The sequence below is a fragment of the Streptomyces sp. NPDC051217 genome (genome assembly GCF_044455465.1).
Taxonomy (GTDB): domain Bacteria; phylum Actinomycetota; class Actinomycetes; order Streptomycetales; family Streptomycetaceae; genus Streptomyces.
Genome location: NZ_JBITEV010000010.1, coordinates 45,864 through 72,406 on the forward strand (window position 1 = coordinate 45,864; position 26,543 = coordinate 72,406).

Below are 26,543 nucleotides of genomic sequence, written 5' to 3' on the forward strand. Positions count from 1 at the left end.
GGGGCCCTCACTTCCCGAAGCCGAAGCTGTCGTGACCGCTGACCTTGGCTCGCAGGAGTCTGCCCTTGTCCGTCGCCTGTTCGTTCAGGCCTCGCTGGAAGTCCTCCATACGGGCCCGCAACCGCGGGTCGTTGGCCGCGAGGATGCGCGCGGCCAGCAGACCGGCGTTCCGGGCTCCTCCTACGGAGACGGTCGCGACCGGCACCCCCGCGGGCATCTGCACGATCGACAGCAGCGAGTCCATGCCGTCCAGGTACTTCAGCGGTACGGGGACGCCGATGACCGGCAGCGGCGTGACGGAGGCCAGCATGCCCGGCAGATGGGCCGCGCCGCCCGCACCCGCGATGATCACCCTGAGCCCGCGCCCGGCGGCCTCCTCGCCGTACGCGATCATCTCGCGCGGCATCCGGTGCGCGGAGACGACGTCGACCTCGTAGGCGATCTCGAACTCGTCGAGCGCCTGCGCGGCGGCCTCCATGACGGGCCAGTCGGAGTCCGACCCCATGACGACGCCGATGAGGGGAGAGCTCATGTGGTGATCGTTCCTCGGAGGTATCCGGCGGCGTGGCGGGCGCGCTCCAGCACGTCGTCCAGGTCGTCACCGTAGGTGTTGACGTGGCCCACCTTGCGGCCGGGCTTCACGTCCTTGCCGTACATGTGGATCTTGAGCTGCGGGTCGTGGGCCATGCAGTGCAGATACGCCGCGTACATGTCGGGGTAGTCACCGCCCAGCACGTTGCACATGACCGTCCACGGCGCGCGCGGGCGCGGGTCGCCGAGCGGCAGGTCGAGCACGGCGCGCACGTGGTTGGCGAACTGCGAGGTGATCGCGCCGTCCTGCGTCCAGTGGCCGGAGTTGTGCGGGCGCATGGCCAGCTCGTTGACGAGGATGCGGCCGTCGGCCGTCTCGAACAGCTCGACGGCGAGATGACCGACGACGCCCAGCTCGGCGGCGATCCGCAGCGCGAGCTGCTGCGCCTCGCCGGACAGTTGTTCGGAGAGGCCGGGCGCCGGTGCGATGACGGTGTCGCACACGCCGTCGACCTGCCGGGACTCCACGACGGGGTACGCGACGGCCTGGCCGTGCGGCGAGCGCACGATGTTGGCGGCGAGCTCCCGGACGAAGTCGACCTTCTCCTCGGCGAGGACGGGGACGCCGGCCCGGAAGGGCTGCTCGGCGTCGTCCTCCGATCGGGCGAACCAGACGCCCTTGCCGTCGTAGCCGCCGCGCACCGTCTTCAGGATGACGGGGAAGCCGCCCACCTCGGCGGCGAAGGCCGCGACATCGGCGGGGTCGGTGACGATGCGGTGGCGCGGGCAGGGCGCGCCCAGCTCGGTGAGCCTGGCGCGCATCACGCCCTTGTCCTGCGCGTGCACGAGGGCGTCGGGCCCGGGGCGTACGGGGACGCCGTCCGCCTCCAGCGCGCGCAGGTGCTCGATCGGCACATGCTCGTGGTCGAAGGTGATCACGTCGCAGCCGCGCGCGAAGGCGCGCAGGGTCTCCAGATCGGTGTGGTCGCCGACGACCACATCGGCGACCACCTGGGCCGCGGAGTCCTGAGGGGTCTCGCTGAGGAGCTTGAATCTGAGGCCGAGGGGGATGCCCGCCTCGTGGGTCATGCGGGCGAGCTGACCGCCGCCGACCATGCCGACTACCGGGAACGTCACACTCCCAGGGTATCCGTCGCCCGGTCCGGCACGGTCCGGTGGTTACAGTGGGCCGGTCGGCGCCGTCGGGGCGCCGCGATCGACTTCACCGACGAAACTGCGTCGTCGACCGAACACGCCGACCGGACGGGGCTGAGCGAGAAGATGACTGCCGCGGCTACGCAGCGACCGGCCCTGCGGGAGCGGTTGTTCCTGCTCACCCATGAGATCGCCAAGTTCGGCGCGGTCGGCGGGGTGGGTCTGCTGGTCAATCTGGCCGTCTTCAACCTCGTACGGCACACCACCGAGCTCCAGGTGGTGCGGGCCAGCATCCTGGCCACCGTCGTCGCCATCGCCTGCAACTACGTGGGCTTCCGGTACTTCGCCTACCGGGACCGTGACAAGAGCCGGCGGACGAAGGAGCTGACACTCTTCCTGCTGTTCAGCGCGGTCGGGCTGGTCATCGAGAACGGTGTGCTCTACGCGGCGACGTACGGCTTCGGCTGGGACGGGCCGCTGCGGAGCAACGTGTTCAAGTTCCTCGGGATCGGCGTGGCGACGCTGTTCCGCTTCTGGTCGTACCGCACGTGGGTGTTCCGCCGGCTCCAGCCGGAGCCGGCGCCCCTGCCCGGGCTGGTGCCGGAGGCGGAGCCCGGCCGGGTCACCTGACGGTCTTCTTCGGCTCCTTTCGGATACGCACCTCGCGGCTGAGGAACAGCGCGAAGACCGGCGGCTGCTGCTGGAGCAGTTCGAGCCGCCCGCCGTCCGCCTCCGCCAGGTCCCGGGCGACCGCGAGCCCGATACCCGTCGAGTTGTGCCCGCTGATCGCGCGCTCGAAGATCCGCGACCCGAGGTCCGCCGGGACACCGGGTCCCTCGTCCGTGACCTCGATCACGGCCTGGTTGCCGGTGATCCGACTGCGCAGGGCGACCGTGCCGCCCCCGTGCATCAGCGAGTTCTCGATCAGCGCGGCGAGGACCTGCGCGACGGCGCCGGGGGTGCCGACGGCCCGCATGTGCTGGGTGCCGGAGCAGACGATCGCGCGTCCGGCGCTGCGGTAGGCCGGACGCCACTCCTCGATCTGCTGCTGTACGACGTCGTCGAGGTCGAAGACGATCGCGGAGCCGGTGCGGGCGTCGCGCGAGTTGGTGAGCAGCCGCTCCACCACGTCGGTCAGCCGTTCCACCTGTGTCAGGGCGATCGTCGCCTCGTCCTTGACGGTGTCCGGGTCGTCGGTGGTGGAGATCTCCTCCAGGCGCATGGAGAGCGCGGTGAGCGGCGTACGGAGCTGGTGGGACGCGTCGGCGGCCAGTCGGCGCTCCGCGGTCAGCATCCGTGCGATCCGCTCGGCACTGGCGTCGAGGACGTCGGCGACCCGGTCCAGCTCGGGCACGCCGTACCGCTTGTGGCGGGGGCGCGGGTCGCCGGAGCCGAGGCGTTCGGCGGTCTCGGCGAGGTCGGTGAGCGGGGACGCGAGCTTGTTGGCCTGGCGTACGGCGAGCAGGACGGCGGCGATCACGGCGAGCAGTGCCACCGCGCCGATGATCATCAGGGTACGGCCGAGTTCCCGGGTGACGGAGGCGCGCGACTCCTCGACGGTGACGGTCTCGCCCTGCTCGCCCTCGGCGCTGCCCCTGATCGCGCCGTCGTCGGGACGATTGCCGATCTCGACGGTCGGGCGGCCGGGGATCTCGACCTTGGCGTACCGCCCGCCGTCGATCTGCTCCCGCAGGATCGCCTCGGTGACGCGCTCGCCGCCGAGCAGTCGGCTGTCGACGATGCTGACCAGCCGTACGGCCTCCAGGTCCACTCTCTCCTGGGCGCTGTTGCTGATGGTGCGGGTCTCGACGATGACGAGCGAGACCCCGAAGACGGCGATCACGACGAGCACCACGGCGAGCGTGGAGTTGATCAGACGACGGCGCACTGTGCCCTACTTCTGTTCGGCCCTTGGTCTTGTCCGGCGGATCGGGCCGGATCGGGCCGGACCGCCCGCCTCAGCTCTTCTCGAAACGGAAACCGACACCCCGTACCGTCGCGATGTACCGCGGGTTCGCCGCGTCGTCGCCCAGCTTCTTGCGGAGCCACGAGATGTGCATGTCCAGGGTCTTCGTGGAGGACCACCAGGTGGTGTCCCACACCTCGCGCATCAGCTGGTCGCGGGTGACGACCCGGCCCGCGTCCCTGACGAGGACCCGCAGCAGGTCGAACTCCTTCGCGGTGAGCTGGAGTTCCTCCTCGCCCATCCAGGCCCGGTGCGACTCGACGTCGATGCGGACGCCGTGCGTGGTGGGCGAGGAGGCCGGTTCGCTCGCGCCGCGCCGGAGCAGGGCCCGGACCCGGGCGAGCAGTTCGGCCAGCCGGAAGGGCTTGGTCACGTAGTCGTCGGCGCCGGCGTCGAGGCCGACCACCGTGTCCACCTCGTCGGCGCGGGCCGTCAGCACCAGCAGGGGTACGGAGTGGCCCTCGGAGCGCAGTCTCCGGGCGACTTCGAGACCGTCCATGCCGGGGAGTCCGAGGTCGAGTACGACCAGGTCCACTCCGCCCTGGAGGCCGGCTTCGAGCGCGGTGGGACCGTCTTCGCGTACCTCCACCTCGTAGCCCTCCCTGCGCAGTGCGCGGGCCAGCGGCTCCGAGATGGACGCGTCGTCCTCGGCGAGCAGTACACGGGTCATGAGGTTGATGGTAGTCCGCGTGGAGGAGCCTCCGGGCAGTGATCGCCGATGCCTGTGGCTCCGGGATGCGATTGGGTCACTTGCCTTCGAATGAGGTTCACGGTGAGGCGGAAACCTGTGATTCATCCCTCAAGCCATTCCATATACCTTTCTGTCATGCCGTATGGTGGCGTGGCGTTCTGTAGGACCAATTGGGGATCTTTGGCAGCTTGAGGGCCGAAGATCCCCTTTTCATGAACCCGATCGAGCAAGGATCCCCCCATGGCGTCCAGCCTCACCAAGGACTCCCCCGACCCGACCGGCGGCCGCCCCACGGCCCCCGGCCCCCACGGCGTTTCCGAGAAGACGTTCTTCGGCCATCCGCGCGGACTGGCCACGCTCTTCATGACGGAGATGTGGGAACGCTTCAGCTTCTACGGCATGAGGGCTCTGCTCACGATCTATCTGATCTCGGGCGGCCCCGACGCGTCGAAAGGTCTCCAGGCGGGCGGCCTCGGTCTGACCCTTGCCACCACGACGGCCATCTACTCGATCTATCTGTCGATGGTCTATCTGCTGGCCATGCCCGGCGGCTGGCTGGGCGACCGGGTCTGGGGCCCGCGCAAGACCGTGACGATCGCGGCCTGCACCATCATGGTGGGCCATCTGACGCTCGCCCTGCCGGGCTCGGGCACCTTCTTCGCCGGTCTGGCGCTCGTGGCTGTCGGCTCGGGGCTGCTGAAGTCCAACATCTCCACGATGGTCGGCCATCTCTACGACGGCACCGACGACCCGCGCCGCGACGGCGGGTTCACCATCTTCTACATGGGCATCAACATCGGTGCCTTCTTCGCGCCGCTGATCATCGGCACCGTCGGTGAGAAGTACAGCTGGCACCTCGGCTTCGCGCTCGCGGCGCTCGGCATGGGCATCGGCCTGGTCGTGTTCCTGCTCGGTACGAAGCACCTGGCCCCGCGGTCCAGCCAGGTCCCGACACCGCTGTCCCGCGAGGAACGGGCGAGCTGGCTGACGAAGGGGCTGACCTGGCTGCTGATCGGCTCGGTCTTCTACGGACTCGTCGTCTTCACCGGCCACTTCACGATCAACTGGGCGATGGTGCCGCTGACGCTGGCGGGCATCGTCATCCCGGCCGGGGTGCTCATCCGGATAAAGCGCGACAAGGATCTCTCGCCGTCCGAGCAGACGAAGATGTCCGGCTACATCTGGTTCTTCGTCGCGGCCGCCGTGTTCTGGATGATCTACGACCAGGGCGGGTCGACGATCCAGGCCTTCGGTACGACGAAGGCCGCCGACCAAGTCTTCGGCATCGGCTTCCCGACGTCCTGGTACCAGTCGCTGAACCCCGTCTTCATCATGGCGCTGGCCCCGGTCGTCGCCTGGCTCTGGCTCTGGCTGAACCGGCGCGGCCAGGAGCCGAGCACGGTCGTGAAGTTCGCCGCCGGCCTGGCCTTCGTGGGCGTCTCGTTCTTCTTCTTCCTGATCCCGCTGATGCTGGCGGCCGACGGCACCCTGGTCAGCCCGGTCTGGCTGGTGGGCATCTATCTGATCCAGACGGTGGGCGAGCTGTGCGTCTCACCGGTCGGTCTGTCGGTGACGACGAAGATGGCTCCGACGAAGTACGCCAGTCAGATGATGGGCGTCTGGTTCCTCGCGGTGACCGCGGGCGACTCGGTGACGGGGATGCTCTCCATCGCCGGTGTCGATCTGAGCCGTACGGGAGTGGTCGCCGTGGAGGCGGCGCTGGCCACGCTCGCGGGCTTCGCGGTCTTCATGTACCGCAGGAAGGTGCGTGCGCTGATGGGCGACGTGCGCTGACGGGCCGGCGCCGGGACGCGCGGCTCCGGGTGCTCCGGCGCTCCGGGGCCGCGTGAGCGGCTCTCGCGTCTCCGGCGTCTCTCTCGTCTCTCGCGCGGTCTCCGGCGCCAGGACGCGCTAGGACGGGGCCGCGAGGATCGCCCAGACCGTCTTGCCGGGCGCTCCCGGCGTACGGGAGACCCCCCAGTCCAGACAGAGCCGCTGGACGATGAACATCCCGTGCCCCCCCGGCCGTCCGGCGCGGTGCGGGGTACGGGGCGCGGGCTGGCCGGTGCCCCGGTCGGTGACCTCCAGGCGCAGCACCTTGGTGTCGAAGGAGACCCGCAGCTCTTCGGGGCCCTCGGCGTGCAGACAGGCGTTGGTGACCAGCTCGGAGACGACGAGCAGCACGTCCTCCGCGGCGGCGCGGCGGTCCGCGGTCTCGGCCGGCAGCCAGCCCCAGTCGTAGAGGGCCTGGCGGGTGAAGTCGCGGGCCATCGGGACGATACCGCTGGCGCTGCCCAACGCCAGGGTGCGTACCCGGCCTTCGGGCCCGGCGGAGTGGGTACCCGCGCCGTCCGGCTCGGAGCCGAAATCGCCCGGCGGAAACTGCCGGGTGGTGCTCATCAGCGCTTCACCTCACCGATTCACCGGTTCGCGAATTAGTCGTTACATCGGCACAGAGAGTGTCTGCTCCGTACCGACCGGCCCGGGGTCTCTTCTGCCCGGCGTAATCGTGACAACACCCACAAGACCTACGTGGGTGACGTGACACTTGCAACATCTGGTTCCCGCGGGGCCCCCGTACAGCCCCGGGGTCAGTCGGCAAGAGCCGCTTCCAGCGAATCGTGCACGGTGAAGACCGCGTCGGCGCCGGTGATTTCGAAGACCCTGGCGACCACCGGCAGCATCGCGGCCAGATGGACGGCCCCGCCGGCCGCTTCGGCCTTGAGACGGGCCCCGAGCAGTACGTTCAGCCCGGTCGAGTCACAGAATTCGAGCTGCGAGCAGTCGATCACAAGGCGTACCCGGCCTTGGTCGAGTGCTTCGTCCAGGGGTGAGCGCAACAGCTCGGCGGTGTGGTGATCCAACTCACCCGCGGCTGTCAGGACCTCGCTCCGGCCCTCGGTCCGAACTTCGACCCGAAGCCGGCCCCGGTTCGTGCTGCCGACCGTCTGGCGGTCCATGCCCGTCCGTCCCTCTTCTGCCGTGTCGTGCGCCGTCGTCAGATGTTTCAGAAGTTGTCGCATGTCGCGCTGCGATCGTGCCCGTCGTTGCGTCACGTGCCGTTGACGTCCGACGAAACATTACGCCTTTCAAACGGTCTCCGGTAGCCGATCTCCCCCACAAGGCGGACATACGTACGAAATGACACTTGCACGTGTCCGCACCGAACCGATAGGGCTAGTAACCGACACAAGAATCAGACCGACACGACCGGCTATGGAGGCGCCGCAAACCGCAGCAGCGCGTATTGGCATCGGCAGCCATATGCCGAGAACGTATGGAGGAGACCATGTCACCCCGGCTCGACGAACCGCGTACCCACGACGCGCCGTCGACAATCCCGTCCGAACCTGACGAGACCGGCGCCACACTCGCGTCCGGTTTCCCGGGCCTCGATGACATGCCAGAGATCCCGCCCTTCGACGAGATCGGCGCACTGGACGCCCGCGCGCTGTCCAAGACGCTCTTCGAGCGCCTCGAAGGCCTGGAAGAGGGCACCCACGAGCACGCGTACGTACGCAACACCCTGGTCGAGCTGAATCTCGCCCTGGTCAAGTTCGCCGCCTCCCGGTTCCGCTCCCGCAGCGAGCCCATGGAGGACATCATCCAGGTCGGCACGATCGGTCTGATCAAGGCGATCGACCGGTTCGAGCTCAGCAGGGGCGTCGAGTTCCCCACCTTCGCGATGCCGACGATCGTCGGCGAGATCAAGCGCTTCTTCCGCGACACGTCGTGGTCGGTGCGGGTCCCGCGAAGGCTCCAGGAACTCCGTCTCGAACTGGCCAAGGCCGGCGACGAGTTGTCGCAGCAGCTGGACCGCGCGCCGACCGTCGCCGAACTCGCCGGCCGGCTCGGCATCACCAACGACGAGGTCGTCGAGGGGATGGCGGCGAGCAACGCGTACACGGCGAGCTCGCTGGACGCGCAGCCGGAAGAAGACGACACCGAGGGGTCGCTGTCCGACCGCATCGGCTACGAGGACCACGGGCTCGAAGGCATCGAGTACGTCGAGTCGTTGAAGCCGCTGATAGCCGGGCTTCCGGCGCGTGACCGGACGATCCTCTCGCTGCGGTTCGTGGCCAACATGACGCAGTCGGAGATCGGCGAGGAACTCGGCATCTCCCAGATGCACGTGTCCCGGCTGCTGTCGCGCACGCTCGTGAGGCTGCGGAAGGGTCTGACCCTAGACGAGTGAGCGGGGCTTTTCTATGAACGGGGCGTCGCGGCCGGGGAGTTACGGCTGCGGCGCCCCGTTCATCACTCCATGGCCCCCGTCAGCCGACCCGGCGCAGCACCCGATGCCGGTCGCCACGTCCAGCCTGCGCCGCTGCCCGCCGCACTGACCGCCCGCCCCCGATCGCCGGACCGGCCGGAGACCGTATTGACGGGAGCATCCCGTAAGGCCACATTGATCCGGGGGCAGGGGGAAACGGTATGGCTCTTGGGGTGGGCTGTCCGACGCCGTACGCCGCGCTGGAAGGTCTGATGCGGCGACGTCTCGGCAGGGAGTGTCTTTATGTGCCGTCGTGCCGGCTCGGGCTCTACGTGGCGCTTCGCCACTGGTGCCCGCCCGGCGGCCGGGTGCTGATGTCGCCGGTCAACGACGACGTGATCATGTTCGTGGTGCTCGCCGCCGGACTGCGCCCCGTCCAGGCGCCGCTGAACGCGCGGGACGGGTCGATCGACCTGGCGGCCGTCCCGGACTCCGACTGGCGCGGGCTGTCCGCCGTACTGACCACGAATCTGTACGGGAATCCCGACCCCGCGCCCGAACTGCGGGCCCGCTGCGACGCGTTGGGGATCCCGTTGATCGAGGACGCCGCCCATGCCATCGGGAGCGAGGTGGGAGGCCGGGCCGTCGGCACCTTCGGGGACGCGGCCGTCTTCAGCCTCTCCAAGCATGTGGGCGCCAAGACCGGCGGGTTCTTGGCCGTGGCCGACCCCGGGCTCCGGACGGAACTGGCGGCGGCCCGCGACGCGCTCCTCGAACCGTCCAGGCTCGCCGCCGAACTCACCTACGCCGTAAGGCCGTACGCGGAGGCCGGGATGCGCGGGCTGCGGCTGGTGCGGGCGGCGCGGGGACTGCTGCGCGCGGCCGGCGCCGAGGAGCGCCGCGAGATCCGGATGGAGTTGCGTCCGGGTGATCTGAAGGAGGCGCTGGCCGCTGAACGGGGGCTGGGCGGCTTCGACTCGTGGGTGCGGGTGGACATGCACCGGTACCGCATCGCGCCGGGCCGCGTACGCCTCGGACGTACCGAACGGCTGCTGTCCGGGCTCGATCCGCTGCTCGGGGCCCACCGGGCGGGCACGGAAAGGCTGTTGGGGACGCGGTGGGCGGCGCCGGGGCCGCACGGAGCGGCGCAGCCGCTGTTCCGGGTGCCGTTGCTGGTCGCCGACCGGGACGCCGCCGTCGCCGCGCTCGCCCGGCGCCGGATCACCACCGGCTATCTGTACGACCCGCCCCTCGACGTCTACGCGGGCGACGTCTTCACCGACGCGTCGCCGCACCCCGCGCCCGCCGCCTGGTTCGCCCGGCACGCGCTGCCGGCCGATCCGTTACGTGCCCCTCAAGTCATCGCCGCACTGGGCGAGTCGGGGGCCGAGCCCGCGTCGCCCCCGGAGCACGTCGGTGACTGACACCTCGCGTACGGAGACGGTGGCGCGGGAGGGGCCCGCCGCCGGAGGCGAGAGCGACGGCGGCGGGGCCAACAGCGACTCGATGTTCCGCAACGCGTACGCGCTGATGCTCTCCACCGGCGTCTCCGCCGCCCTCGGTCTCGGCTTCTGGCTGGTCGCCGCCCGCTACTACACGGAGGAGGCCGTCGGTCAGGGCTCCGCCGCCATCGCCGCCATGCGACTGCTGGCGTCCCTCACCGCGACCACCATGATCGGCGCGGTGGTGCGTTACGTGCCCCGGGCCGGGCGGGCTACCGGGGCGCTGGTCTGGCGCGCGTACGCGGTCAGTTCGGCGGTCGTCTGCGTCGCCTGTGTGGTCTTCCTGCTGACGCTCGACCTGTGGGGTCCGTCGTACGCGCCGCTCAGCGGCGTCACCGCCGGGCTCGTCTTCACCGGCTCGTGCGTGGCCTGGGCGCTGCTCACCCTCCAGGACGGAGTGCTGACCGGGCTGCGCAGGGCGTTCTGGGTGCCGGTCGGCAACGCCGTCTTCTCCCTCGGCAAACTGCTGCTGCTCGTCGTCTTCGCCACCGCGATGCCGGTCCTCGGCGTCTTCGTGTCGTGGGCGGCGGCGATCGCCCTGTCCGTACTGCCCCTCGGCTGGCTCGTGTTCCGCCGGCTCATCCCCCGCCAGGCCGCCGCCGACCGGGACCGCGAGCCGCCGCGCCCGGCGGACATCAGGCGGTTCCTGGCCGGTGACTCGGTCGGCGCCCTGTTCAGCCTGGCGATGATCAACCTGCTGCCGGTGATGGTCGCCGTCCGCTTCGACGCGGCGCACAACGCGTTCTTCTACACCGCCTACACCGTCGGCGGGACGATGGAGTTCATGGCCATCAACATGGCCTCGTCCCTGACCGCGCACGCCTCGCACTCCCCCGAGCGGCTCGCCGAGGGCGTACGGGGGGCGCTGCGCCGGATGACATTGCTGCTGGTGCCCGTCGTCCTGGTGCTGGTGGTCTTCGCGCCGCAGGTGCTCGCGCCCTTCGGGGCGGACTACGCCGAGCACGGCTCGACCGTGCTGCGGCTCCTGGCCGCCGCCGCGCTGCCCCGGGTTGTCGTGGAGCTGTACATCGGCGTGCTGCGTGTCCAGGGGCGTACGGGCATGCTCGCCGCCCTTCAGGGCGCCATGTGCGTGTGCGTCCTCGGCAGCGCGGTGGTGCTGCTCGGGCCCGCCGGGATCTCGGGCGCCGGGCTGGCGATGCTGCTGTCCATGACGCTGGTCGCGCTGGTGGCGGCGCCGGGGCTGCGGTCGGCGCTGAAGGGGCACGCGCGGGCGCGGGACAAGGGGTACGGGACGACGTGGGCGCGCGAGGCCGCCGAGCGCAGGCTGCGCGCGGGAGACGACCCGCTCGACGCGGCGGGGCGGACCACGTATTCGGGCAGTGGGTACGACACGGCGACCCCGGCCTTCGGGCTGCCCGTGCGACCGCCGAAGGCCACCGCCCGTACGGAACCGGCGGAAGCGCCACCCACCCGAACAGCCTCACCCCCCCACGGCACGGGGCATCTGTCGGACGCCGTGCTGTGGGTGCTCCTCGCTCTGGCGGCAGGGCTGTTCTGGATACCGCTGCGCGGTACGGCCGACATCGGCTCCGACCGGGTGTCGGGGACCCAGCTCATCGCCGCGCTCCCGCCGTCGACCGTGGGCGCCGGAGTGCTGCTGATCGCCGTCCAGTGCGCGGCCGTGGCACTCGTACGGTCGCGTCCGCTCCTGCTCACGGCGGGCGTGCTGGCCCTGTTCGGCGCGCTGCACGGGGCGCCGGCCCTCCTGGGCGTACCGCCGGAGGCGGTGTCCGGCCCCTGGCACCGGCCGCTCACCGACGCTCTCGCCCGACTGACCGGTGAGGCGCCGGCGTTTGAGATCCTGCCCGTCGCACTGCAACTGCTCTGTCTGGGGCTGGCCGCCGTCGTACTCCGGGCAGCACGCGTGGACGGGCGGGCCGTGGCGGCGGTGATCTGGAGTCTCGCGGTGGCGGGCTGGTCGGCGCAGCACGCCTTCGCGGCGGTCGCCGTCCCGGTGTCCGCGGGGCTGTTGACGGTCGCGGTCGCCGCCGCTCTGGTGCGTATCGCCACCCGGGGCTCCCGCTCGCGGGGCTGAGCGCTTGCGCGTGTCCGATATGTGCGCTCCACTGGGATTTGTACGTAAAAATCAGCTTCCATCTGAGGGGATGATGGCATGTCCACCGAGACCAACGCCCGCGAGATGACAAGGGACTTGGACCTCGACATCGAGGCGGTCCTGAGCCCGAGCGAAGCCGAAGGCGTCTACCGCGACAGCCGGGAGAGCCTGGCGCTGGCGCTCATCGGCGGCGCGGGAGGGCTTCTGCTCTCGCCCCCGACCCCGCGCCCGAAGAAGGGCTGACGGGCTAGTCGAATGGAGCAGTCAGGTACCCCTCCCCGCCTCGCGGGTGTGGTGCACGATCTCGCTTCAGAGGTGGTCTCCGTCCTCCGGGACGGGGGCCACTCCTCTGTGGTGGGCGGCACCGTCGGCACCCTCGGCGCCCTCGCGGACGACCAGTTGGGCCTGGCGGCGGTGCGCGTACTGGGCGCCGACGTCCTGCTGCCCAGCGTCCTCACCCGCCGTCGGCCGCTCCCGGACGACCTCGCCGTCTTCCAGCGCGCCGTCGTCACCTTCGCCCCCGGCGCCACGTCGTCCGAGACGACGGTCTGGAGCCACTGGGCCATGACACAGACGCTGCACAGACTGGACCTGTCCGCCACCGGAGCCGCCGCCGGGCCCGACGCGTCGTGGCTGGACGCGCTGGAGTGGCCACAGCTGACCCACCAGTTGTCGCTGCTGGGGTCGCTGGCCGTACCCGGCGCCGATTCGGGGGTGGCCCAGGTAGCCGCCCGCCGGCCCGTGGACGTGGCGCGGGGCTTCGTACGCGCCGTACGGCGCCGCGACTGGCTCCAGGCTGCCGGTGCCGGACGCTGGCTGAGCGTCATCGACGGAGTCCCCGACACGCTCGGTCTGGACACCGGACTCGAATTCGTCGAGCAGATGGCCGGGGCCGACGCGCGGGTCGGGCTGCAATTGCACGCCGCGCGCCATATCCGAGCCGGAGGCCGGGGATGAACACGCCCCGGACCGCCGAGGTGCGGGAGCCGTCGGACCTGACGCGAAACGCGCGCGAGTCGTGGGCGTCCCACGTCTCACGGACCACCCTGGAGTGGGTGCGCGAACATCAGGACTCCTTCCGGCTCCCGGACGACGTGCTGGCCCCGCACACCGACGTCAACCGGACGCTGAAACCGCTCGGCGAACTGGCCCAGCTCACCTTCTCGATCCGGGAACGGAGCGACCCCGGCTCGGACCGCCACCGACGCGCCTCGGCACTGCTGGACTTCGCGTGGGAGCAGACCGGGCAGGGACAGCTCTTTCTCGAACTGCTGCGCGGTGAGCCCTTCACGACGTATCCCCTGGAGATCTACGCGCCCTTCGCCTCGGCGGAGCTGCGGCACCCGGGCTTCGAGGAACTCGCGGCGACGGTGTGCGGCACGCGCGGCTGGGCACGGATCGAGCAGGAGCCGAACCGGCGGCTGGGCGTGCTCAACTCCGAGCGACGGGTGGGCTTTCCACCGTACGGGGAGACGTCGGCGGCGCTCGCGCGCACCTGGCTGGGCGGTCTGCCGGAGCCGTGGACGTTCGAGCGGACAGCCGGATACGGGCTGACGCATGTCGTCTTCCATCTCACCGACTGGGGCGGCGCCCCGCACCGGATGCCCGCCGAACTGGCCGATTATCTGGCGACCTGGCTGCCCGCGTGGCTGGACACCTGTCTGGAGGCGCAGCAGTGGGACCTGAGCTGCGAACTGCTCGCGGTCGCCGCGTGCGTTCCTGATGCCAGGTCATATACCTCGCTCCCCGGGACAGTTGAGGCCGCCTGGGCGCGAATCGCCAGTGTCCAGGACGCGGCAGGCGGTTTCCCGGAAGCCGGTACCGGGCGTCCGCACGAGCCGCCCCGGAACTTCGCGAACTGCTACCACTCCACGCTGGTGGGCGCTTTCGCCGCCACGCTGGCCGATGTCCGTCTGCCGTCCGTACAGGGAGCCGTGGCATGAGCACCGACAGTACCGACGACACCGCCGGCCAGGGCGCCGGCCACACGAAGCTCATCCACGGTGTCGGCGCGCAGGCGATGGAGTGGCTGCACAGCAACCGTGCCGGCTTCCGGCTCGAACTCGATGTCGATCCCGAGATCGGCTTCCTGGAGCGCTTCAAGCCGATCGGCGAAGCCGCCATGATCTGCCAGATCCTGTTCCGGGAAGGGGTGGCGGGCTCGCGCCAGGCGTCTCTCGCGCGAGGACTGATGGACCACCTGTGGCGCGAAGCACTCGACGGCGGCCGGTCGCTGGCGCGGGGCCAGCGGCTGGAGCCGATCTCCCCCGTCCCCTTCGAGGTCTACCTCCCGTTCAAGGAGATGGGTTACCAGGAACCGGAGACCGAACGCGCCGTACGCCTCAACCACCGGCTCGGCAGCTGGGCGGCCCTGGAGGTACTGCCCATGCGGCGGCTGGGCATCTGCGCGTACGAGAAACGCTTCGGGCTGGCGCCGAGCACCCCCTTCGAGGACGCCACCGCGCGCACTTGGCTCGCGCGCACGCCCGAACCGTGGACCGTCGAGGGTCACATCGGCTACGACATCACCCACACGGTCTTCCACCTCACCGACTGGGGCCGGAAGCCGGCCGGACTGCCGGCCCCCATCGCCGACTATCTCGCCCTCTGGCTGCCGGTCTGGCTGGACGACTGGCTGGACCTGAAGCGCTGGGACCTGCTGGGCGAACTGCTCGTCGTGGACGCGTGTCTGCCCGAACCGACCCTCGACGAGCGGGCGTGGCACGGCTTCGCCGCCGCGCAGCAGCCCGACGGTGCGATGCCCACCACGGGCGGGATGCCGGAGGGGAGCCGGGACGAGGTGTTCGACCTCGTCTACCACCCGACCCTGGTCGCCGCCCTGGCCTCCGTCCTGGCCACCTCGCGCGCCATGGGGCGCCTGACGGCGCCTGTCGCGTCATGAGCGGGAGCGGGCTCACGGACGCCGGGGACGGCGGCGGCACACAGTCCGCACGCACCGCGCAGGAGGTCATGCTGGCCGCGCGCGCCGCCCTCGCCGGTACGCCGCACGACCGGCTCGACGCGGCCGTGCGCGCGGTCGACGCGCCGGAGGTCGTCTTCGCCCTCTCCGTGCACGGCCGTCGCACCGTCCGCGCCTCGCCCGGCGCTGAGGGGCTGCGTTACGAGATTGGCTCCGCGTCCAAGACGTTCGCCGGTCTGCTGCTGGCACGGCTCGCGCGGTCCGGCCACCTCGCGTACGAGGACTCCGCGGCGGACTGTCTCGGACCCCAGCCGCCGCCGCTCGTCGCGCCGATCACGCTGCGCCATCTGATCACCCACACGTCCGGACTGCCCGCTCTGCCGCGCGACTTCTACCGGCAGGCGCTGCCGCGCTGGACGACCAATCCGTTCGCGGGATATCCCGCGGACCGCGTGATCGACGCCTTCCTGCGTGCCCGTCCGCGCCACCGGCCCGGCAGGCGCTGGCACTACTCCAACTTCGGGGTCTCCGTGCTCGGGCACGCGCTCTCCTCCGCCACCCGCACGAGCTGGGACGCGCTGATGGAGGAGCAGGTCCTGGTGCCGCTCGGTCTGTCCGGTACGTCGACACGGGGCGCCGGTACGGCCACCGACGCGATCGGGCACGCCGGCGACGGCGTGAGCGAGGTGCCGCCGCTTCGTATCGGCGGCTTCGCGGCGGCCGGCGCGGTCCGGGCCACGCCGCACGACCTGCTCACCTTTCTGGAAGCGCATCTGCGGCCCGAGCGCACACCGGCGCTGGCGCACGCGCTGCACGCGGTGCGCCGCCCCGTGCTGCGGCGCGGAATGGGCAAGGCGCACACGCACACCCTGACCTGGTTCCAGCATCCGACCGACAACGGTCCGGCGTACTTCCACGGCGGGGCGACGAGCGGCCAACAGGCGTTCATCGGGTTCTGCCCGGGGACGGGGACGGCGGTGGCCGCGGTGGCGACGCGGAGGTTCCGGCGGGCCGACCGGTTCGTACCGACGGCGTACGAGGTGCTGTTCGGCGGTTGAGAGCCGGGGCGTGTCCGCGAAGTAGCGCCGTCCGCCCGCCGGGCCAGGCGGGACTCTGAAGACACGCCCTACGGCGGCGGTTGCCGGAAGTAGTCGTCCCGGCCCGCCTCGCGGTAACCCGCGAGCCCCGGGCCCTCGTTGACGGTGAGATCGCAGTTGTCGCCCGGCACCGGTCTGTTCCACTGCACCAGGGCCTTCACGTCCGGCATCGTGCGCACCGATTCGGGGATGTCCGCGTACCAGTCTCGCTGTCTGGCGGGGTCCGCCGGGTCGGGCACGGTGCCGAACTCGGCCAGCATCAACGGCTTCTCGGACGATACGTTGGCCCGCAGCCAGTCGTAGGTGGGGCGCTGGCTGCGTTCGAAGTCCTTCCAGTCGGTGGTGTCGTGGCAGAGGAAGTAGTTGTACTGGTCCATGCCGATCCAGTCGACGTAGTCGTCCCCCGGATACAGCGCCTCCATCTCGTCCGCGCTGCCCAGATAGCCGGAGACCGTCCACACCCACACCACGTTGTCGACACCCAGCTCCTCGAAGCGGTCGTGGAGATGGCGGTACGCGGCGACGTACTCCTCCGGGGTGCCCGCGCCCTCCTTGATGCGCGCGTCGACCTCCTGGTCGAAGGAGAGGAAGATCCGCTTGCCGTGCTCCTCGCCGTACTCCTTGATGCGGCGCGCCTGCGGATCGATGATCTCCTCGTCGTGCTTCCCGGCGGCGATGTTCGCCCAGCCCAGCTGGTCCTCGGTCCAGTTCGCGTGGTGCGGCTCCCGCCACACCGTGGACTCCCAGGCCAGCATCAGCATCCGGTCCTCGCCCAGCTCCCGCTCGTCCGGGGTGAGGAGCTGTCCGTCGAGTTCGGTGTTCGACATGTCGTGGTAGTTGTAGACGAGGTCGAGCCTGCGTCCGATCCTCTCCTCGAAGGCGTACACCGCCCTGGTGAGCGAGTCTTCCGCCGGGCCGTCCTCCGCGTACGGGACGTACGCCCCCCACCACGCGCCGCACGGCGGCTCCAGCCGGTCGGTGGCGGCGCAGCTGTCCACCGGCCCGTCCGACTCGGTCGCCCAGATGCCGATCCCGGCGATGAGCAGCCCGACGGCGACCAGGACGATCACCGTGTACGCCTGTTTCTCGACGTCGCTGAGCCGTGGCGGCATCAGCGCCCCCTCCGGCCGGCCGCGCCCCATGTCGCGGCGGGCAGGGGCAGCCCCGGCAGGGCGGCGGCGACGGTCGTGACCGCCGCCAGCGTCACCAGGAAGGCCGTCGCCGAGAAGCCGCGCACCAGAAAGAGGGTGGTGGAGACGGTGACCGCGAGGGAGAGGCTGAGCGGTGCGGCAAGCGCGAGGGCCTCGATACGGGCGGCCGGGCGCAGCGTGCCGCGCTGCGGGTGCAGGAGCGCGAGACCGGGTCCGAAACAGACGAAGAGCAGCACCGGGATCCAGCGCAGTGGTGAACCACCGGGCAGAGCGGTCGCGGCGAGCGCGCCCCAGCCGGCGAGGGCCAGCGGTAGTCGGAGCCGTAAATGATCCAACGTCATGGACTGTCACCTTCCGCGCCCGGCCGGTACTCCAGGACGATGCCGTACGTGTGCACCTCCACCACCCGGAAGAGGGGCGAGACGCTGAGCCGCGAGCGCAGGGTGGAGAAGCCGCCCGGTGGCAGCAGCCCTTCACCGGCCGCGTAGATGTCCTGCGTACGGGTGAGGATCACGTACGCGTCGGTGCCGGGCGGGATCCGGTCGGCCAGATAGCGGGCGGGGTCCTCCAGCATCCTTTCGTTCTCGGGGAGTTCCTGCTCGGCGAAGAACCAGTGCTCCACGCGGTCGTAGCGGTGCAGGGCCTGTGGGAAGGAACCGGTGGTGGCGAGGATCAGCGCGCCGTCGGGTGCCCGGTCGATCGCGCGGGTGACCAGCGCGGTCTCGGCGGGCGGGGTGTAGTACATCTTCTCCTTGCCGTAGTACGAGGGCAGGAAGCCGACCAGCAGCGCGAGGAGCGCGACGGGCAGCGCGACATGCGGCGTGAGCGCGGCGGCCCGTCGGCGCAGTCCGCGCCGGGCGTCGCCGACGGCGGGCACGAGCGTCGCCGCCGCGAAGAACGCGGCGCCGGGCAGCCCGAACAGATAGACACGGAAGAGCATTTCGCCGCCGTAGTCGTTCACGACGAACAGCGGGACGGGTGCGACGGACACGAGCAGCAGCGGCAGCGCGCCGCGTACCAGCCGGCGCCGCAGCAGCAGGGCCGCGCCCGCCAGCGCGGCGACGGCGAGCACCATCAACACGTTGGCGCGACCGGCGAGTTCGGGGCCGGGGCCGGTGAGTTCACCGGCGTATCCGGCGCGGGAGTTCTCGGTCAGCTCGCCCAGCGAGTCGCGCAGGGTACCGAGAGTCTCGACGAACAGCGGCCGGCCCATGGTCAGGTCCCAGGCCAGCATGATCAGGGCGGCGACGGCCAGCAGTCCGTAGTTGCGGTAGCGGCGGGTGAGGGTGAGGGCGAACAGCGAGACGCAGAGCATCACCGGCGTGAGCTGGTGCGCGGCGTTGACAGCCAGGATCAGCGGCGCGAGGACGGCCACGCAGACGGCGCGCTGCCGGGTGCCGGTGGGCGGTGGCACGACGGCGGACGCGGGGTCGAGGAACGACCGGTCGCGCAGCCTGCCCGCCGACTTCGGCAGTACGAAGTGCCGCAGCACGACGGCGATCACGGCCAGATGGAGCAGATAGGCGAAGCCCTGCGGCGCCAGATAGTCCTGCCCCACCCAGTTGGCGAGCTGGAAGATCCACACGGCGGTCCACACCAGCCGCCAGTCCTCGGTGAAGGTGCGGTACAGCAGCACGAGCACCGGCATCATCAGCAGACCGAGCACGATCGGGGCCCAGTTGAGGAACACGGCCGCGCTCTCCACTCCGAAGGCGCGGACCAGCCCGCCGGTGAGGGTGAAGAAGCCGGGCCACTGGTCGTAGGCGGACATGTTGCCCGACAGGGCGCCGTTCGGGCGCAGTTCGCCATTGAGCAGGAGCTGGTTGACGACGGCGTCGTGCTTGGAGGCCCAGGGATAGCGCACGGAGTCGTACAGCACGGCGGGTGGCGCCTTGAGCGCGACGAGGAGGGCGACGCAGTAGCTCGCGGGCCACCACGGCGCGGTTCCGGCGCGGCGCAGGGAGGCCAGGAATCCGCAGGTGAGCAGGGCGAGGGCGACGTAGAAGGCGACGGGGAAACGGTCGAGGAGCCCGTAGTCGCCCATGGAGCGGAATCCGATGCGCGGCAGCGCGTACACCCACAGGACGGCCCCGGCGAGCAACGGCAGCCAGGAGAGCAGGAGTTGGGGCCGCAAAAGCTGTAATGGCCGTGGCAGCGCGCGGCGGGGCCGGGGTGGGGGTGGTGGCGTCGGTGGCGGGGCCTCGGCCTCGGTCCGAGGCTGGGCCAGGTCCGGCGCGGGCACGCGTGGTTGCACGGTGCGACTCCCCCCACCCCTGTGTCGCGGCCGTCACGCCGCTGTCCCCTTCAGCGAATTATATGAACTGTCTGCGCTTTTGCGTGGCTCTTGTGCATCTCTGTTGCCTAGCCGGCGAATCGCGGGCCCCGGACGGCCGCGCGGGCCTTGCGGTAGAGGCGCCAGCCCACCGTCGCCGCCGAGTCGTGGAACGGCGCCGCCCGCGCGCCCTCCCCCGCCATCCACGCCTCCACGTCCGCCACCGTGTGGCCGCGGCGCAGGATGAGGCGGGAGATGCGGAGCGGTTCGTCCGTGCCGGAGCTGAGGGCGTGGCGTACGGCGACGGCCGAGGCGTATCCGGCGCGGCGGGCGGCCCCGCGTACGGCGCGGCTGTTGTAGCCGTGCGGATAGGCGAGATGCGCGACCTCGTGGCCCAGTACGTCTTCGAGCGCGGCCTTGGACTCCCTCAGCTCGCGGTCCAGTTGGGGCGCGCGGAGGGTGTCCAGCTGCGGGTGCGTGACCGTGTGCGCGCCGACCTCCACGCCGTGCCGCTCCAGCGACGGCGCCTGTGCGAGGGTCATCATCGGGGCGGGCGGCAGCAGGCTGGCGAGGCCCGGAGTGATGGCACCGGTCGTGAGATAGGCGGTGGCGGGCAGCGCGCGCTCGGCGAGCGCTTCGGCGGTCGGTCCCGGCAGATCGGCGAATCCGTCGTCGAAGGTCAGGACCACGGGCCGGGGAGGCAGCGGGGCACCGCCCGTCAGCCCGTCGACGAGCGCGCTGACGGGGACGGGGGTGCGGCCCGCGGCCACGACCGCGTCCAGTTGGTCGGTGAACCGCCGTGGTGTGACGGTGAATTCGGCGATCCAGGCGGGCGGGTCGTCCATCACCGCGTGGTAGAGCAGCACGGGGATCGGCGCCTTGGCCGGCGTCATCGTCGCCCCCAGCGGGCCCTGGCGTACCCCAGCGGGCCGTACAGCATGCCTCTGCGCTCCAGCCGGGACAGGGTGCGCGGCCAAGGGTGGCCCTGAGTGCCGTGCGCGCCGGGGGCGCCGGGCCCGGTCCCGTTCGGTCCCTCCCGGTGGGCGGTGATGGCCCGCGCGTGGGCCAGTCCTCGCGGCAGTTTCGCCAGCAGCGAGGGCAGGAGCGCCGGGTGGCGGCAGAGGACGGCGGTGAGGTAGGCGGTGAGGCCGGCGCCGTAGCCGTACGCCTGATTCCGCAGGTCCTGCCAGGTCTCGCGGTGGTGGTGCCAGACCAGCGCGCCGGGTGTGTACCGCAGCCGGTGGCCCGCGGTCAGGATCCGGACGAACGCGTAGAGGTCGTCGCCGCCCTTGGCGGGTGTGCCGGTGCCGGTGGCGGGGTCGAAGCCGCCGACCGCGCGCAGCGCGGAGGCGCGGAACGCCATGTTGGCGCCGGAGCCGAAGCTGCCCGCCGTGTACGGGAAGAGCGGTTCGTCGGCGGGCGGTGCGGCCGGGTCGTAGAGACGCGGTTCGAAGCCTTTCGCGAAGCCGCCGTGGCTCTCCAGGAGGACCTGCGCGGGGGTGGTCAGGCGGGCGGGGAGGATCAGGCCCGTGACACAGCCGGTGCGTGGGTCGGCGGCGAACGGCGCGGTGAGCGCGGAGAGCCAGTGCGGGTCGGCGACGACGTCGTCGTCCGTGAAGGCGACGACGGGGCTGTCGGTGGCGGCGACGCCTCGGTTGTGGGCGGTGGCCAGTCCGGGCACGGGCTCCTGGACGTAGGTGACGCGGTCCGCGTAGCGGGAATCGATCAGTTCACGGGTGGCGGTGGTGACGGGCGCGTTGTCGACAACCACGACGCGGAAGTCCGGGTGGTCCTGCGCGAGGAGCGAGTCGAGCGCCCGGCGGAGTTGGACCGCGCGCTCGCGGGTGGCGACGACGACTGTCGTACGAGGCGGCTCCCCGCTCGACGGGCCTTCCACCGGCGGGCGTTGACTGTCCTCGCTGTACTGGGCGAGGAAGGCCGTCGTCAGTGCCTCGGCGGGGTCGGCGCCGTCCGGGACCGTGGTGAGGACGGTGGCGACGGGGCGGCCCCGGAGCCGTACGAGCGCGTAGACGGGACCGGCGTGGAGGGGCGGCCCGCCGGGGGCCGGGGTCAGCGACAGGACTTCCGCCTTACCACCGGGAGCCGGGTCCTGGTCCTGGTCCGGGGCCAGGTCCAGGTCCAGGTCCAGGTCGGCGACGCCGACGTCGCGCAGGAGCGATCGGGAGGGTGGTCGTGAGGACGTGCTCGGAGTGTGGGGCATCCTGCCTCCGCTCATGGGCACTGAGAACGACGGACACGTGGTACGCGGGAGGGGCCGGGTCACCGCTCGCCGGTCACCGGTCGCGGAGCCGGCCCACCTGGTTCAGGGCGCGCTGCGCGTAGCCGGCCAGCTTCGGCCTGTTCCGTACGAAGCTGTGCGCGCGGCGCGACGGCTCACGGCCGAGCCGGTACAGGGCCGCCCGTGGCCCGCGCCGTACCGTGGCCCCCTCGTACACCCGCAGATCACCGGTCTTGAGGGCGTCCTTGTACTCGGCGGCGCCCCGGCCCAGGTCGAGCAGGCCGATCCCGGCGCCGGCCGCCGCCTCCGCCATCCGCAGATGGAGGATGAGGCCGGGTGAGTACTTGGCGAAGTCGGTGTCGTACGCCGGGAACCAGCAGGACAGGACCGTCTGTGAGCGGAGCCCGAAGTGCGCGGCGACCGGGCGGTCCCCGACGTACAGCACGGAGAGGACACCGGAGCAGCCGGGCGTGCGGTCGGCCGCCAACTGCCGTACCAGCGCGCTGATCCACTCCTTGGCGAACCGGTCGCGGCGGCCCGTCCTGCGGTACTGGGCCGACTTCCACTCCATGAGCGTGCGCAGGGCCGCCGGGTCGCGCTCGTCGAAGACGAACCGGACCTCACCTGCCTGGCGGGCCAGTTTGCGTTCCTTGGCGGTGGTCGTACGGAAGAACTTGGGCGATCCCGCGCGCAGGACCGCCTCGTACGCCTCGTACCCCTGGCCGACGTCGATGACCGGGGAGTCGAACTCCTCGGCCGCCGCCGGGACGAACAGCGTCTGGCCCGCTTCGAGGTTGTCGAACTCCCAGCTGGTGAGCGAGCAGGCGCGCAGCAACTCTTCTGCCGTCAGGGTGCGTTCGGGGTTCAGCACCACTCCCTGGCTGTCGGACACCCCGAACCCGATCGCACGGCCCTGTCCCAACGGACCTCTCTCGTAAGGGAAGAAGCCTTCGGACGCCCCGCTCCCGCCTCCGACGACGGCCACCCGCGCGCCCGGCCGCACGCGGCCGACGGCGAGGGTGAACTCGGGCTCCATGAACGGATTGGCGGGCGCGCCGGACAACGCCCGTAACTCGCGCCAGCGTTCGATCTCCCCCGCGTCCAGCTCCCCCGGCCGCATCACTCGGATGCGGGCGGCGGCAGCACTGCGTACACGTACATCACTCAACTCGACCCCCCGGTCGCTCGGGCCCGTCCCTGTCGGCCGTTCCCGCGGCCGTCCCCCCGACGAGCACACGCAGAACAGGACGGTACCGGCCCAAATCGATCCGGTACAGGGTCAGTCGGCCATGTCATGACGGATACGAAACGTGACCGACACGGCGGGCGGGCCTGTACATGTGGCCGATGGTGGCCAGGGGGCCGGTGTGCGGGACGGGTTCACCCGCACGGCCAGCCCGAACGCCCGGCGGGTCCGCCGTACGCGTGTGCGGGTGGTGCCCGAATGGTGTCGCCGTGTGACAGGAGTTGAGCAACTCCCGCCCGCAGCAGGCACATTGCTCGTAGGATCTGGTTGCTCGCGATCACCCCATCGGGAGCCCGACGTGTTCGACAAGTCCTGGAAGGGGCTCGGTCTCCGTGTTCGCCGTATCCGCGCCTGTCGTGTCGGGGTCGCCGTGTTGAGCCGTCCGGTGGACAGACGGAGCAGAAGGGCGGTGTGGTGGCTCGCGGTTCTGGCGGCAGCCGCCGTCGCCGCGTCGCTGATCGGCCAGGGCTCATCGGCGGAGTGGCGGCAGGCGCTCGCGGGCGGCTGCGCGGCCCTCGCCGTGCTGCTCCTCGCCTGGGTGCTCGTGCTGCACCGGCAGCTGCGCGCGGAGCGCGCCGAGCGCGACCGGGAGCGGCGGACCGCCGCCGCGCGGGCCGCCGAGGTGGCGCATCTGGCAGCGGTACGCGTCCCCGCCATCACCGAACGGGTGCGCGCCGGACGGCGGTTGGAGGGGGTCCCGGGACCGGTCGCGTCCGCGGCCGAGACCGGCGAGGACTTCGCACGCGCGCTGGCCGCGGTGGTCGCCGCGCTGGGCTCGGACGAGGCCGTACGGCGCGAGCGCGGGCTGCGCGACTCGGTGCAGACGGCGTTCGAGTCGGTCGCCCGGAACATGCACGCGATGGCCACGGTGCAGCAGCGGGTACTCGACCATGTGGAGCGCGCCATCGACGACCCGCGGCTGATGGCGGACGTGATGAAGGCCGACCACGCGGCCTCACAGATGACGCGTAAGGCCCAGACGCTCCTCGTGATGTGCGGGATCTGGCCGGCCAGGCGCGAGTCGCAGCCGGTCTCGCTGTACGACTGCGTGCGCGGGGCGCAGTCGCGGATCGTGGAGTTCGGGCGGGTGGAGGTGCACGGCGGGCAGACACTGTTCGTGGTGCCGCCCGCCGTCGAGGGTCTGATGCACGCCATCGCCGAACTCCTGGAGAACGCGACCGTGTTCTCGCCCTCCCGCACCCAGGTGATCGTGACGATCCGGGAAGTCGGCGCGGGAGCCGTCGTGGAGATCGACGACGCGGGCCTCGGTATGCCGCCGGACATACTCCAGCAGGCGATGTCGCAGCTCAGGGACGAGCTGGACCTGACGCGGCTCGGGGCCGTACCGCGCCTGGGACTGGCGTGCGTGGGGCGCTGGAGCCGGGAGATGGGCTTCAACGTGGAGCTGACGGGGGCGTCCGCGTACGGCGGGACCCGGGCCGTCACCTTCGTACCGCACCGGCTGCTGACCGAACCGCTGTCGCACTTTCCGCCGGTCCCGGCCCGCGACCGGGCGTCGGCGGGCAAGGCGTCGGAGGGTAAGGCGTCCGCGGGCGGGGCACCGGCGGGTAAGCCGGCGGCCGGCGAGACGTCCTCGGTCCGGGCGTCGGCGGGCGGGGACCGTGAGCACGAACGGCCGGCCGCCGCCGCCGACGCGGAGGACGGGCCCGGCGGGCTGCCGCGCCGCCGCAGCAGGCGACGGAACCCGTCCGCCGCCCCCGCCGCCGCGCGGGAGAGGGAACGGACACAGGAGCAGGCACCACAGGCGTCGCAGCCGCAACCCCCGCAGCCCGACCCCACCTGGACCCCCGAAGCGGCACGCGCGTCGATCACCAGCGTGGTGTCCGGCTCCCGTCGTGGCCGCGCGGCGGCCGTCCAGGACACCGAAGTGCCCGACCAACACGACGGAGGCCGGCAGTGACCGCAAGAGTGACCGGAACGATCTCCCGACTCCCGGATCTCGGGTGGATGCTCCGCCCGCTGACCGAGATCCCGGGGGTCCGCCACGCCGTGGTCGTCTCGGAGGACGGTCTGCGGCTCGGCCACGCGTCCGCCGAGGGCCTGAAGGGCCCGGTGTCCGAACTGAGCGTGGCCGAGGCCGAATCGCTCGCGGCGGCGTCCGCCGCACTGACGATGACAGGGCGCTCCACGGCGGGGCTGCTGTTCGGCGGCGGCGCCGACGTACGGCAGTTGATGCTGGAGTCCGATCAGGGCTTCATCCTCTTCACCTCGGCCGGAGTGGGCGCCCAGCTGGGCGCCGCGACCGAGACCGACGCCGATGTGGGCCTGGTGGCCCAGCAGATGCAACTGCTGGTCGTGAAGATCGGCAGCCACCTGAGCAGCCATCCCCGGGATCCGGTGAGCCCGTCGTCATGACGGAGCGCCCCGACGACCGGACCACGTCGGCGGTACGCCCGTACGTGATCACCGGTGGCAGGGCGGACGCCGGAGTCGAACCACTGTCCTGGGAGTCGCTGGTGGTGGCCGCGGCAGCGGTCCCGCCGGCGACCCTCCAGCCCGAGCACCGAACGATCCTGACACACTGTCAGGGGCTTCTGTCGGTGGCCGAGGTGTCGGCCCATCTCGGCCAACCGCCGTCCGTGGTCCAGGTGTTGCTCGCCGACCTCATCGCCTGGGGGCTCATCGTGACCCGCCCACCCATACCGCCGGCCGAACGAGCCGATGTGACCATGCTGAGAAAGGTCCTCCATGGCCTCGAAAGCCGCCTCTGAGGCCACCGCGCCCGAGGCGCCGGGAGCGGCGGCGTCGTCGGACGCCCCGCCGGACCCGCCGACCGAGACGTACGCGCCGACCAAGGCGTATGCGCCGGTCTCCCCCGGTGACGCCGCCTCCGGCAAGTACGTCAGCTCCAGCGTCTCCGGCGCGGCGAAGATCATGGTTGTCGGGCCGCTGGGCGTCGGCAAGACGACGTTCATCGGTACGGTCTCCGAGATCAAACCGCTCAGCACCGAGGCCGTGATGACCCAGGCGGGCGCCTCGGTCGACGTACCCCCCGACCAGGCCAAGGCCACGACGACCGTCGCCCTGGACTTCGGGCGGATGACGCTCGACGGCGAGCTGGTCCTCTATCTCTTCGGTACGCCGGGGCAGCAGCGTTTCCTCCCCGCCTGGCGCGATCTGGCGCGGGGCGCGCTGGGCGCGCTCGCCCTGGTGGACACCCGTGATCTGACCGCGTCCTTCGACGCGCTCGGCCATCTGGAGGACCTGGGGCTGCCGTTCGCGGTGGCGGTCAACGTCTTCCCGGGCAGCCCCCGGCACAGCGACGGCGAACTGCGCGCGGCCCTCGACCTGCTGCCGGAGACGCCCCTGGTCTCCTGCGACGCGCGGGACGAGCGGTCGTCCGTCATGGCGCTCATCGCCCTCGTACGCCATCTCGTCCTCGCCGCCGAGTCCTCATGACGACGGAGTCCATATGACCACGCCCGCAGCCGAAGCCGGGGCCTCGTCCGCAGCCGAAGCCGA

At 71.3% G+C, this 26,543-nt stretch carries 26 protein-coding genes; 14 read left to right on the top strand and 12 right to left on the bottom strand.

Translation table 11 applies throughout. The features are described 5' to 3' along the window. Positions 1 to 7: 7 nt before the first annotated feature. Together purE and ACIBBB_RS22240 are read right to left on the bottom strand one after the other, a co-directional pair. Complete coding sequence (gene purE, locus ACIBBB_RS22235; protein WP_398984543.1) at positions 8 to 532, bottom strand: 5-(carboxyamino)imidazole ribonucleotide mutase; 525 nt, start codon at positions 530 to 532, stop codon at positions 8 to 10. Beyond that, entirely contained in the window at positions 529 to 1,647 is a 1,119-nt protein-coding gene (locus ACIBBB_RS22240) for a 5-(carboxyamino)imidazole ribonucleotide synthase (protein WP_398984977.1), read from the bottom strand. Before ACIBBB_RS22240 ends, purE begins: the two co-directional genes overlap by 4 nt. A 165-nt stretch (positions 1,648 to 1,812) precedes the next feature. Between ACIBBB_RS22240 and ACIBBB_RS22245 the strand changes: the two genes are divergently transcribed. After that, entirely contained in the window at positions 1,813 to 2,316 is a 504-nt protein-coding gene (locus ACIBBB_RS22245) for a GtrA family protein (RefSeq protein WP_398984545.1), read from the top strand. On the opposite strand, the gene ACIBBB_RS22250 is transcribed toward ACIBBB_RS22245, so the two are convergent. Next, positions 2,309 to 3,574 (bottom strand): ATP-binding protein, encoded by a 1,266-nt coding sequence (locus ACIBBB_RS22250; protein WP_398984547.1) that lies wholly within the window; start codon positions 3,572 to 3,574, stop codon positions 2,309 to 2,311. The genes ACIBBB_RS22245 and ACIBBB_RS22250 overlap by 8 nt on opposite strands. Before the next feature lie 70 nt (positions 3,575 to 3,644). After that, positions 3,645 to 4,322: a response regulator transcription factor gene (locus ACIBBB_RS22255; RefSeq protein ID WP_398984549.1), complete on the bottom strand. Its 678-nt coding sequence runs from the start codon at positions 4,320 to 4,322 to the stop codon at positions 3,645 to 3,647. A gap of 261 nt (positions 4,323 to 4,583) precedes the next feature. On the opposite strand from ACIBBB_RS22255, the gene ACIBBB_RS22260 reads away from it, so the two are divergent. Next, positions 4,584 to 6,137: a peptide MFS transporter gene (locus tag ACIBBB_RS22260; protein WP_398984551.1), complete on the top strand. Its 1,554-nt coding sequence runs from the start codon at positions 4,584 to 4,586 to the stop codon at positions 6,135 to 6,137. 117 nt (positions 6,138 to 6,254) lie between these two features. On the opposite strand, the gene ACIBBB_RS22265 is transcribed toward ACIBBB_RS22260, so the two are convergent. After that, the gene (locus ACIBBB_RS22265) at positions 6,255 to 6,743 is read right to left on the bottom strand and encodes an ATP-binding protein (protein WP_398984553.1); all 489 of its coding nucleotides are present in this window, start codon (positions 6,741 to 6,743) and stop codon (positions 6,255 to 6,257) included. 191 nt (positions 6,744 to 6,934) lie between these two features. After that, the gene (locus tag ACIBBB_RS22270; protein WP_398984555.1) at positions 6,935 to 7,303 is read right to left on the bottom strand and encodes an STAS domain-containing protein; all 369 of its coding nucleotides are present in this window, start codon (positions 7,301 to 7,303) and stop codon (positions 6,935 to 6,937) included. 329 nt (positions 7,304 to 7,632) lie between these two features. Here ACIBBB_RS22270 and ACIBBB_RS22275 point away from each other — a divergent pair, with 329 nt between their 5' ends. From ACIBBB_RS22275 to ACIBBB_RS22310, 8 genes are all read left to right on the top strand, one after another. After that, positions 7,633 to 8,538, top strand: a complete 906-nt coding sequence (locus tag ACIBBB_RS22275; RefSeq protein ID WP_398984557.1) for an RNA polymerase sigma factor SigF — start codon at positions 7,633 to 7,635, stop codon at positions 8,536 to 8,538. Between the two features lie 290 nt (positions 8,539 to 8,828). Then, a complete protein-coding gene (locus ACIBBB_RS22280; protein ID WP_398984979.1) occupies positions 8,829 to 9,980 on the top strand; it encodes a DegT/DnrJ/EryC1/StrS family aminotransferase in 1,152 nt (383 codons plus the stop codon). Between the two features lie 82 nt (positions 9,981 to 10,062). Then, positions 10,063 to 12,114 carry a lipopolysaccharide biosynthesis protein gene (locus ACIBBB_RS22285; RefSeq protein ID WP_398984981.1) on the top strand — a complete coding sequence of 684 codons (2,052 nt, stop codon included), beginning with the start codon at positions 10,063 to 10,065 and terminating at the stop codon, positions 12,112 to 12,114. A gap of 78 nt (positions 12,115 to 12,192) precedes the next feature. Beyond that, entirely contained in the window at positions 12,193 to 12,378 is a 186-nt protein-coding gene (locus ACIBBB_RS22290; protein WP_398985033.1) for a hypothetical protein, read from the top strand. Positions 12,379 to 12,390: 12 nt separating this feature from the next. Then, positions 12,391 to 13,092 carry a hypothetical protein gene (locus tag ACIBBB_RS22295; protein ID WP_398984559.1) on the top strand — a complete coding sequence of 234 codons (702 nt, stop codon included), beginning with the start codon at positions 12,391 to 12,393 and terminating at the stop codon, positions 13,090 to 13,092. Next, a complete protein-coding gene (locus tag ACIBBB_RS22300; protein ID WP_398984561.1) occupies positions 13,089 to 14,078 on the top strand; it encodes a DUF6895 family protein in 990 nt (329 codons plus the stop codon). The genes ACIBBB_RS22295 and ACIBBB_RS22300 overlap by 4 nt, the downstream gene beginning before the upstream one ends. Continuing rightward, the gene (locus tag ACIBBB_RS22305; protein WP_398984563.1) at positions 14,075 to 15,037 is read left to right on the top strand and encodes a DUF6895 family protein; all 963 of its coding nucleotides are present in this window, start codon (positions 14,075 to 14,077) and stop codon (positions 15,035 to 15,037) included. The genes ACIBBB_RS22300 and ACIBBB_RS22305 overlap by 4 nt, the downstream gene beginning before the upstream one ends. Positions 15,038 to 15,105: 68 nt before the next feature. Beyond that, the gene (locus ACIBBB_RS22310; protein WP_398984984.1) at positions 15,106 to 16,113 is read left to right on the top strand and encodes a serine hydrolase domain-containing protein; all 1,008 of its coding nucleotides are present in this window, start codon (positions 15,106 to 15,108) and stop codon (positions 16,111 to 16,113) included. A 68-nt stretch (positions 16,114 to 16,181) separates the two neighbouring features. On the opposite strand, the gene ACIBBB_RS22315 is transcribed toward ACIBBB_RS22310, so the two are convergent. The 6 genes from ACIBBB_RS22315 to ACIBBB_RS22340 all read right to left on the bottom strand — a co-directional run bounded on the left by ACIBBB_RS22315 (position 16,182) and on the right by ACIBBB_RS22340 (position 22,934). After that, the gene (locus tag ACIBBB_RS22315) at positions 16,182 to 17,264 is read right to left on the bottom strand and encodes a glycoside hydrolase family 26 protein (RefSeq protein WP_398984565.1); all 1,083 of its coding nucleotides are present in this window, start codon (positions 17,262 to 17,264) and stop codon (positions 16,182 to 16,184) included. Beyond that, positions 17,264 to 17,644, bottom strand: coding sequence for a hypothetical protein (locus ACIBBB_RS22320; protein ID WP_398984567.1), 381 nt, complete (start codon positions 17,642 to 17,644; stop codon positions 17,264 to 17,266). The genes ACIBBB_RS22315 and ACIBBB_RS22320 overlap by 1 nt, the downstream gene beginning before the upstream one ends. Then, on the bottom strand, positions 17,641 to 19,437 hold the full coding sequence (locus ACIBBB_RS22325) for a hypothetical protein (RefSeq protein WP_398984569.1): 1,797 nt from the start codon (positions 19,435 to 19,437) through the stop codon (positions 17,641 to 17,643). Before ACIBBB_RS22325 ends, ACIBBB_RS22320 begins: the two co-directional genes overlap by 4 nt. Positions 19,438 to 19,664: 227 nt before the next feature. Then, complete coding sequence (locus ACIBBB_RS22330) at positions 19,665 to 20,468, bottom strand: polysaccharide deacetylase family protein (protein WP_398984571.1); 804 nt, start codon at positions 20,466 to 20,468, stop codon at positions 19,665 to 19,667. Then, positions 20,465 to 21,796, bottom strand: a complete 1,332-nt coding sequence (locus ACIBBB_RS22335) for a glycosyltransferase (RefSeq protein WP_398984573.1) — start codon at positions 21,794 to 21,796, stop codon at positions 20,465 to 20,467. Before ACIBBB_RS22335 ends, ACIBBB_RS22330 begins: the two co-directional genes overlap by 4 nt. Positions 21,797 to 21,869: 73 nt before the next feature. Further along, positions 21,870 to 22,934: a GNAT family N-acetyltransferase gene (locus ACIBBB_RS22340; RefSeq protein WP_398984986.1), complete on the bottom strand. Its 1,065-nt coding sequence runs from the start codon at positions 22,932 to 22,934 to the stop codon at positions 21,870 to 21,872. A gap of 511 nt (positions 22,935 to 23,445) precedes the next feature. Here ACIBBB_RS22340 and ACIBBB_RS22345 point away from each other — a divergent pair. Genes ACIBBB_RS22345 through ACIBBB_RS22360 form a run of 4 tightly spaced genes read left to right on the top strand, consistent with a single transcriptional unit; the run spans position 23,446 to position 26,480 of the window. Then, positions 23,446 to 24,981, top strand: coding sequence for an ATP-binding protein (locus tag ACIBBB_RS22345; RefSeq protein ID WP_398984575.1), 1,536 nt, complete (start codon positions 23,446 to 23,448; stop codon positions 24,979 to 24,981). An 8-nt stretch (positions 24,982 to 24,989) separates the two neighbouring features. Beyond that, the gene (locus ACIBBB_RS22350; RefSeq protein ID WP_398984989.1) at positions 24,990 to 25,436 is read left to right on the top strand and encodes a roadblock/LC7 domain-containing protein; all 447 of its coding nucleotides are present in this window, start codon (positions 24,990 to 24,992) and stop codon (positions 25,434 to 25,436) included. Next, complete coding sequence (locus tag ACIBBB_RS22355) at positions 25,433 to 25,792, top strand: DUF742 domain-containing protein (protein WP_398984577.1); 360 nt, start codon at positions 25,433 to 25,435, stop codon at positions 25,790 to 25,792. Before ACIBBB_RS22350 ends, ACIBBB_RS22355 begins: the two co-directional genes overlap by 4 nt. Continuing rightward, positions 25,770 to 26,480: a GTP-binding protein gene (locus tag ACIBBB_RS22360; protein ID WP_398984579.1), complete on the top strand. Its 711-nt coding sequence runs from the start codon at positions 25,770 to 25,772 to the stop codon at positions 26,478 to 26,480. Before ACIBBB_RS22355 ends, ACIBBB_RS22360 begins: the two co-directional genes overlap by 23 nt. The last annotated feature ends 63 nt before the right edge of the window (positions 26,481 to 26,543 follow it).

Coding starts and splice junctions, on each gene's coding strand:
- purE (WP_398984543.1), bottom strand. CDS start 532: ATGAGCTCTCCCCTCATCGGCGTCGTCATGGGGTCGGACTCCGACTGG.
- ACIBBB_RS22240 (WP_398984977.1), bottom strand. CDS start 1,647: ATGGTCGGCGGCGGTCAGCTCGCCCGCATGACCCACGAGGCGGGCATC.
- ACIBBB_RS22245 (WP_398984545.1), top strand. CDS start 1,813: ATGACTGCCGCGGCTACGCAGCGACCGGCCCTGCGGGAGCGGTTGTTC.
- ACIBBB_RS22255 (WP_398984549.1), bottom strand. CDS start 4,322: ATGACCCGTGTACTGCTCGCCGAGGACGACGCGTCCATCTCGGAGCCG.
- ACIBBB_RS22260 (WP_398984551.1), top strand. CDS start 4,584: ATGGCGTCCAGCCTCACCAAGGACTCCCCCGACCCGACCGGCGGCCGC.
- ACIBBB_RS22265 (WP_398984553.1), bottom strand. CDS start 6,743: ATGAGCACCACCCGGCAGTTTCCGCCGGGCGATTTCGGCTCCGAGCCG.
- ACIBBB_RS22270 (WP_398984555.1), bottom strand. CDS start 7,303: ATGGACCGCCAGACGGTCGGCAGCACGAACCGGGGCCGGCTTCGGGTC.
- ACIBBB_RS22275 (WP_398984557.1), top strand. CDS start 7,633: ATGTCACCCCGGCTCGACGAACCGCGTACCCACGACGCGCCGTCGACA.
- ACIBBB_RS22280 (WP_398984979.1), top strand. CDS start 8,829: ATGCGGCGACGTCTCGGCAGGGAGTGTCTTTATGTGCCGTCGTGCCGG.
- ACIBBB_RS22285 (WP_398984981.1), top strand. CDS start 10,063: ATGTTCCGCAACGCGTACGCGCTGATGCTCTCCACCGGCGTCTCCGCC.
- ACIBBB_RS22290 (WP_398985033.1), top strand. CDS start 12,193: ATGTCCACCGAGACCAACGCCCGCGAGATGACAAGGGACTTGGACCTC.
- ACIBBB_RS22295 (WP_398984559.1), top strand. CDS start 12,391: ATGGAGCAGTCAGGTACCCCTCCCCGCCTCGCGGGTGTGGTGCACGAT.
- ACIBBB_RS22300 (WP_398984561.1), top strand. CDS start 13,089: ATGAACACGCCCCGGACCGCCGAGGTGCGGGAGCCGTCGGACCTGACG.
- ACIBBB_RS22305 (WP_398984563.1), top strand. CDS start 14,075: ATGAGCACCGACAGTACCGACGACACCGCCGGCCAGGGCGCCGGCCAC.
- ACIBBB_RS22310 (WP_398984984.1), top strand. CDS start 15,106: ATGCTGGCCGCGCGCGCCGCCCTCGCCGGTACGCCGCACGACCGGCTC.
- ACIBBB_RS22315 (WP_398984565.1), bottom strand. CDS start 17,264: ATGCCGCCACGGCTCAGCGACGTCGAGAAACAGGCGTACACGGTGATC.
- ACIBBB_RS22320 (WP_398984567.1), bottom strand. CDS start 17,644: ATGACGTTGGATCATTTACGGCTCCGACTACCGCTGGCCCTCGCCGGC.
- ACIBBB_RS22330 (WP_398984571.1), bottom strand. CDS start 20,468: ATGACGCCGGCCAAGGCGCCGATCCCCGTGCTGCTCTACCACGCGGTG.
- ACIBBB_RS22335 (WP_398984573.1), bottom strand. CDS start 21,796: ATGCCCCACACTCCGAGCACGTCCTCACGACCACCCTCCCGATCGCTC.
- ACIBBB_RS22340 (WP_398984986.1), bottom strand. CDS start 22,934: ATGCGGCCGGGGGAGCTGGACGCGGGGGAGATCGAACGCTGGCGCGAG.
- ACIBBB_RS22355 (WP_398984577.1), top strand. CDS start 25,433: ATGACGGAGCGCCCCGACGACCGGACCACGTCGGCGGTACGCCCGTAC.
- ACIBBB_RS22360 (WP_398984579.1), top strand. CDS start 25,770: ATGGCCTCGAAAGCCGCCTCTGAGGCCACCGCGCCCGAGGCGCCGGGA.